Consider the following 5,707-nt stretch of genomic DNA (forward strand, 5'->3'; position numbering starts at 1 on the left):
AAACGCTGACGCCGAGTCACGCGCTTCTTGCCCGCACTTTCCGCTTCCGCAAAGCTCATTTGCCGTTTCATCGTCGTGGACTCGTTCCGTGAACCATCTTCTACAACGTCTGCGGCTGCGTCGCCGCTGACCACCGAGCCACATAAATCAGTGTTTCCCTAAGGAAACACTGATCTATCAGGCTCGGCCCGTCATCGCAGACGAAGCCGAGGGCGATATGTCCTTGACTTTTCTTGCGAGCATCATTTATCTTACATATACCTTTCACTCGCTAGGAGAGCGCAGATTGGAAGGGGGCTTGTTAAATTGAAAACCATTTGGAGTGCAGATTGATGATCGAACTCAAGCAGACAGAAGTACGCTATGTGAGCGGCGGCGCCGCCGATGTGCATCCGCCCATCGGGGCTTGTTATTCGCATCCGCCCATCGGGGCTTGTTATTATATCTTTGGACATGATGCTCCTCAATGTCAGAACAGCAACTCTCACCAGAACAGCAACTCTCACCAGAACAGAAACTCTTGAGCTGCTTGGATACTCTGGACAGCTTCCAGCGTTAGTGCCGGGGGTTTCATGAGCCTTCGGCCGTAGGATGTATTGCCGGGCGAACGCGCCCGGCGTCAATTCGTCGAGCGCCATGTGAGGCGGCTTTGTTCGATAGGGTAGGCGTTCAGTTGGTTGCTGGCGCAATTAGACTGTCTTGATACAGAAGGCCCTGCCGAAGCTGTTCCACCGGTTCACGAGGTTTGCGATGATCATGCCCTCGCGCTGCTATTCGAATCGGCGAGTCGGTAGCCGCGAACCGATGCAACGCTTGATCCGCGTGATTTGCGCCTCGACCAGTGCGCGCTTTCCATACCCGTACTTGTTGTGGAACGCATAGATGCCTTTCTCCTGGATGTAGCCGACAATCCGGTCGTGCCAGCGTGTCGCCGGCTGGTCATGAACCACCGCATTCGCCGGCGGCGGAATCACCGGCAGCACACCGCTGCTCGACCAAGCCTCGGTCTGTGCGATGCTGTAGTACGCGCCGTCGGCAATCACGCAGTCGACGGGCGCATCGACCGCCAGCACCGCATCCAGTCCTGCCGCGTCGGACACGTGGGCGTCGGTGAGCGCGATGGCGTGAATGTTCATTTCCAGATCGATCGACAGATGCATCTTGCGCCACGGCGTTCGGCTCGCGCCGCAACCGTACTTCTGGCGATGCCATTCGTTGGCCCGGCCAAACTTCATCCCGCTGCTGTCGACGATCAGACTGATCGCCTCGCCTCGGGACAGGCAATCGGCGACGCGCTGGCAGCACTGTTTGACCTGAACCTCGAGCGTGCGAAACCGCTCGCTGAGCAACCCGAAGCTCGGCACCGCGATGTCCAGTCCGCGCAGCGCCCAGAATTCCTGCATATGGCCGATGTTCTGCCGCATGGATAACCTTGCTTTCGACATCATTTGTGGCACTCCGGATAAAATCGTCCAGCGTGCCATGGTTAACCCGCGTCGTCGCCGTCCTGCCTACCGTTCGCTTACGCGTGGAATGTGCGTTCGGTTTGCGGTGGAATCAGCGTTCGGAATGTCGTGGAATTCGCGTTCAGTTCGGCGTGGAAACCGCGCTCGCTCTGGCGTGGAATACGCACATAGGCCACCAGATGCGCGGTGGAGGGTAAGCGTGGGGCCGATACCGTCTTGACGGCGTGAGTTACCGGTTTCCCCAACGATTGGATGCCATGCGCAGCAGCGTGGCATTGGCAGCACGCAGATCGAACCGATCGGCATCGAAGCCGGGGCCAACCCAGTTTCGGTAATGTTCTGCCTCTTCGCTATTCGGATCGTTAGATAGCGTGTTCAGGAACGCGTCGTAGCCAGGCGGGCCGCCCACATCTTCTGGTGGGCACGCGCGAGCACCATCGATGACCTGGGCCGTGCCCCACGGTTCGCTTTCAACGATTTCCACTTTCTCAACGATGATGGCGTGATCCCACCCGTCCCCGAAGTCGTACCGGTAGAGGAAGCGTGAGCCAGGTTTCAGGACCTTCTGCAGTCGAACCTTGCGGTCATCGACGGTCGTGCCCGGATCAGCGAAGTCCAGCACGTCATCGACCTCGAACATGGCGTAGGTCATGCCGTCGATCAGGAAGTCGTGCAGGTGGGAGTTGACCCTGCCTCGTTTCCACGTACAGCAGGTCATGCGGCGATCAACGCGGCCTCGTAGTCGACAGGGGTATGAAAGTCGATTGATGTGTGCAGGCGTTGCCGATTGTAATAGCCTTCGATCCAGTCGACGATGTCCAGACGAGCCTGGGCACGTGTTTCGTAGTGGAGCTGATAGATTCTTTCGACTTTCAGCGTCTTAAAGAAGCTCTCCATCGGGGCGTTATCCCACGCATTCGCGCGTCGGCTCATCGAGATGTTCATCTTGAAGTCGGCGGCAAGTTTCCGGTAGGTTCGGCTTGCATATTGGCTTCCGCGGTCGGAATGTAACAGCAGCCCCGGTGGCGGTTTGCGTTGCCAGCACACGCTGCGCAGTGCCTGGCAGACCAGGTCGGCATTGATTCGTTCGGACATCGACCAGCCCACGATGCGTCGGCTCGCCAGATCCAGGATGGCCGCTAGATATAACCAGCCTTCGCCGGTCCGGATGAACGTGATGTCGCTGACCCACGCCCGATTGGGCAGCCAGCCGTCGAAACGACGATCAAGCAGATTGGGGGCCACCGGCTGGCGATGCGTCGAATCCGTTGTAACTCGATACGGACGCTTGTAGAGCGGGCGCAGCCCCTGGCGTTGCAAGCTGCGACGTACGCGTTCGGCACTCGCCGGCTGGCCCTGGGCACGCAACTGCCGCACGATACGAGGACGGCCGTAGCTGCCGCGGCTTGACCGGTGGATGGCGGCGACCGCCGCGTCCAGCGCTGCATTGGTCTGAGTGCGTGCGCTTGGGCCACGCCGACGCCATTGGCAATAACCGCTGCGCGACACATCAACTATTCGGCACAAGCGACTGAGCTGTACTGGTCGCGGTAAGTATCGATCCAGGCGTACTTCACCGCGACCCCTTCGCAAAGTACGCCGTTGCTTTTGAGAGAATCTCAACATCGAGTTTCGCGCTGGCCAATTCCTTGCGTAGCCGACTGTTCTCCGCTTCCAGTTCGCGAATCGGGCGAGCTGACCGTGCTGCGACCGCCTGATGAGCACCCGCCTCACCAACGCCGTCGGCCCGGCGACTACGCCGCATCCAGTTCCCTAATGTCGCCACCGGTACCCCGAGCCGTCGCGCGGCTTCATGCTGACCGACTGATTCGGCAAGCCTGACGGCCTCGACTTTGAACTCGTCCGTGTATTGCCGTTTCGGCACTGACTTCTCTGACATGCAACCCTCCGTACATACAGGAAATTAACAAAATTCCTGCTGTACGCGAAATCGAGGCATGGTCAGTCAGAAACTGCCGGCCGGCAAGTTCAGGCCGTTGCGACCCGTACCGGAGACTCACGCTCCAAGAGGGATCAGCGATTGATCAATTTTTGAATGGCTCTGCATTTGGATTCAGATAACGTGTGTCACTGTTCCACCTACCGGATTCTTTATGAAAATCGCTCCGTCACTGAATAGCCTCAACTCGTACACTGCGCGCGACGCGACGTCAGTGGCGTCCGACGCCTGTCAAGTGGGCGTCGCGGAGAGTCAGGCCGCCGAGGGGCGAAAGCTGCCGCTTGACCCGCATCGGCTTCGCGACGTGACGTTTATCGGCGTTGGCAGCAGTACCGCGTTCTTGTTGAACGAGTTGAACGGGCGGCAGGATGCGCATTCCGATGAGCTGCCGTTTTGGGGCAAGGTGACGATCATCGGCGAACAGGACGCGTGGCAGCCGAGCGTGCGAGGCGCGGGCTACATCAATCACCAGCACGAGATCATCGATCAATGGGGCGACCGCGCGCCGTATTACGATCGAGGCTACGCCGACCGTGCGACGTTTTCCGCCGGCAACGATGCGCAGATCGAGCGTGCAGCTAGGCTGGGGGCCGAGCGTATCAACGAGAGTATCACCGGTGTCCAGCGCCTGGACGACGGGAACTATCGGATCAGGCTCGGCGGCGGCCATGTCGTCGACAGCAAGCAGGTTGTGCTCGGTATCGGCGCGGGGCCGCATACGAGTGTCTGGGGCAACTCGGACAACAAATCGAGAGCCGAACAAAGCTTCAGCAACATCACCATCGCGTCGGAACACAAGGCGGTGTTCCGCAACGAAGGGCGGGTGCTCGATCTCGACGAGTTCATGCGTGCCGCCGATGCGGAGCCTGAGCGGTTCAACGGCAAGACTATCGCGGTGCATGGCCCTAACGCCGGAATTGACGCAGTGGAACGGGCTGGCGAACTGGGCGCAAAGGTTGAATGGCTCGTGCGCAGTACAAGGCCCATCCTGCTCGATGGCAATCAACTCAAGTACGCACCCGACTGCGCCAAGAATGCGCTTCGCAAGGTGGATACTTTGTCGATCTCGCGAAACGACGATGGTCGAATCACGCTTTCATGCCGGGCACCGGGCACCGGCGAGCTCACCCGGGTTGACGCTGACTTCTATGTCTATGCACTCGGCCAGGACCCGGATCAACCGGGTGCGATCGGCAGCGTGCTCGGCGATGCATTGATCTCGCAGCTTGAGCCAATGTATGACTACGACCAAGTATATTCCGACAAGCCCTATCAGACGGTGCTCGGCCTGCAGAGCCGAGGCGCCATAGGGGGGCAGGGTTTACTGGTCGTCGGTGCATCGGTTGCGCAGTTGGCGCGGCAAGTCTCCCACACTTATCTTGATCACGCATTGGAACGCGTGAGCGAATCCGTCGCGCAGCTAGATGACGATCGTTTCGCGCAGACGCTCATGGCGGCGCTGCTCGACGGCCAGCCGCGAGAAGAAGTGGTGAATCAACTGAGCGCAGTGGGTGGGAGAGGAACGCCCGCCTTCATGCAGCTGGAAACCCGATTGATGGACCTCTTCGACGCACGCGATTATTTTTCCACGCGTAGGGTGTCATTGGGTGTTGCTGCCGAGGTGGAGAACCAGGTAAAAACGGAAGTCGCGTCGGTTGTCGTCTCGCCACAGCTCGCCACCGTAAAGGCATCTGCTGCCGCGATCTCCAGCATGATGCCGCGCTATGTGGCCAACGGTGAAGCCAACTATACGTCCGATAATCGGACAATGTTGCGTGCGCATATCGCCGAACGCTACCCAAGCATCGACAATGAACAGGCCTCGAAATTCATCGACGAAGTGATCCAGCTTCGGCACCGGAGAGGCAGCGACTTTACCCAGTCGGCACTGGAGGAAATCAAGAGGCTGGTGTCCGTGGGTAACGCCAGCGAGACGATCGCCGCATTGAAGGAATACGGAATTGGAGACGAATTGGCCACTCGAGTGCAGGATCTGAGCGGCGCGCTCGAAAACGACGCAAACAAAGACGTGCTGCTTGATCTGAAACAAGCGCTCGACGAATATTTCGCGACGCGGCCGAAGCCCGTGCACGGCACGCCACAAGCGGTCCGCGACGCCTATGAAGCCGCGCTCGGTAGACTTGATCGCGGGGAGCAGCGCTCGCCGTTGATCAAACACTGGGTGCGCGTGTGAGGGCGCGGTGTAAGAGACGGTTTCAGAAAGGCCCCGTTGGGCTGTTAACTTTCGCGGCAAGCTGTTAACCTCAGGCATCGGAACAAC

General features: G+C 59.2%; 3 protein-coding genes and 2 pseudogenes. 2 read left to right on the forward strand and 3 right to left on the reverse strand.

The annotated features are described in order from the left end of the window. The first annotated feature begins 332 nt into the window (after positions 1 to 332). Entirely contained in the window at positions 333 to 524 is a 192-nt protein-coding gene (locus KVT39_RS36040; protein ID WP_217591380.1) for a hypothetical protein, read from the forward strand. Between the two features lie 246 nt (positions 525 to 770). On the opposite strand, the gene KVT39_RS36045 is transcribed toward KVT39_RS36040, so the two are convergent. The 3 genes and pseudogenes from KVT39_RS36045 to KVT39_RS36055 all read right to left on the reverse strand — a co-directional run bounded on the left by KVT39_RS36045 (position 771) and on the right by KVT39_RS36055 (position 3,366). Then, positions 771 to 1,448: a transposase gene (locus KVT39_RS36045; RefSeq protein WP_217591381.1), complete on the reverse strand. Its 678-nt coding sequence runs from the start codon at positions 1,446 to 1,448 to the stop codon at positions 771 to 773. Between the two features lie 247 nt (positions 1,449 to 1,695). Next, positions 1,696 to 2,151: pseudogene (locus KVT39_RS36050) on the reverse strand (plasmid pRiA4b ORF-3 family protein); the annotation flags it as partial. Positions 2,152 to 2,180: 29 nt separating this feature from the next. Continuing rightward, positions 2,181 to 3,366 (reverse strand): annotated as a pseudogene (locus tag KVT39_RS36055) (IS3 family transposase). Positions 3,367 to 3,580: 214 nt separating this feature from the next. Between KVT39_RS36055 and KVT39_RS36060 the strand changes: the two are divergent. Then, positions 3,581 to 5,620, forward strand: a complete 2,040-nt coding sequence (locus KVT39_RS36060; protein ID WP_217591383.1) for a restriction endonuclease — start codon at positions 3,581 to 3,583, stop codon at positions 5,618 to 5,620. Positions 5,621 to 5,707: the final 87 nt, after the last annotated feature.

This window comes from Burkholderia sp. GbtcB21 (assembly GCF_019091065.1).
GTDB lineage: Bacteria > Pseudomonadota > Gammaproteobacteria > Burkholderiales > Burkholderiaceae > Burkholderia > Burkholderia pyrrocinia_C.

Excerpts from the sequence above, each read along its gene's own strand:
- KVT39_RS36040 (WP_217591380.1), top strand. The coding sequence starts at position 333 with ATGATCGAACTCAAGCAGACAGAAGTACGCTATGTGAGCGGCGGCGCC.
- KVT39_RS36045 (WP_217591381.1), bottom strand. The coding sequence starts at position 1,448 with ATGATGTCGAAAGCAAGGTTATCCATGCGGCAGAACATCGGCCATATG.
- KVT39_RS36060 (WP_217591383.1), top strand. The coding sequence starts at position 3,581 with ATGAAAATCGCTCCGTCACTGAATAGCCTCAACTCGTACACTGCGCGC.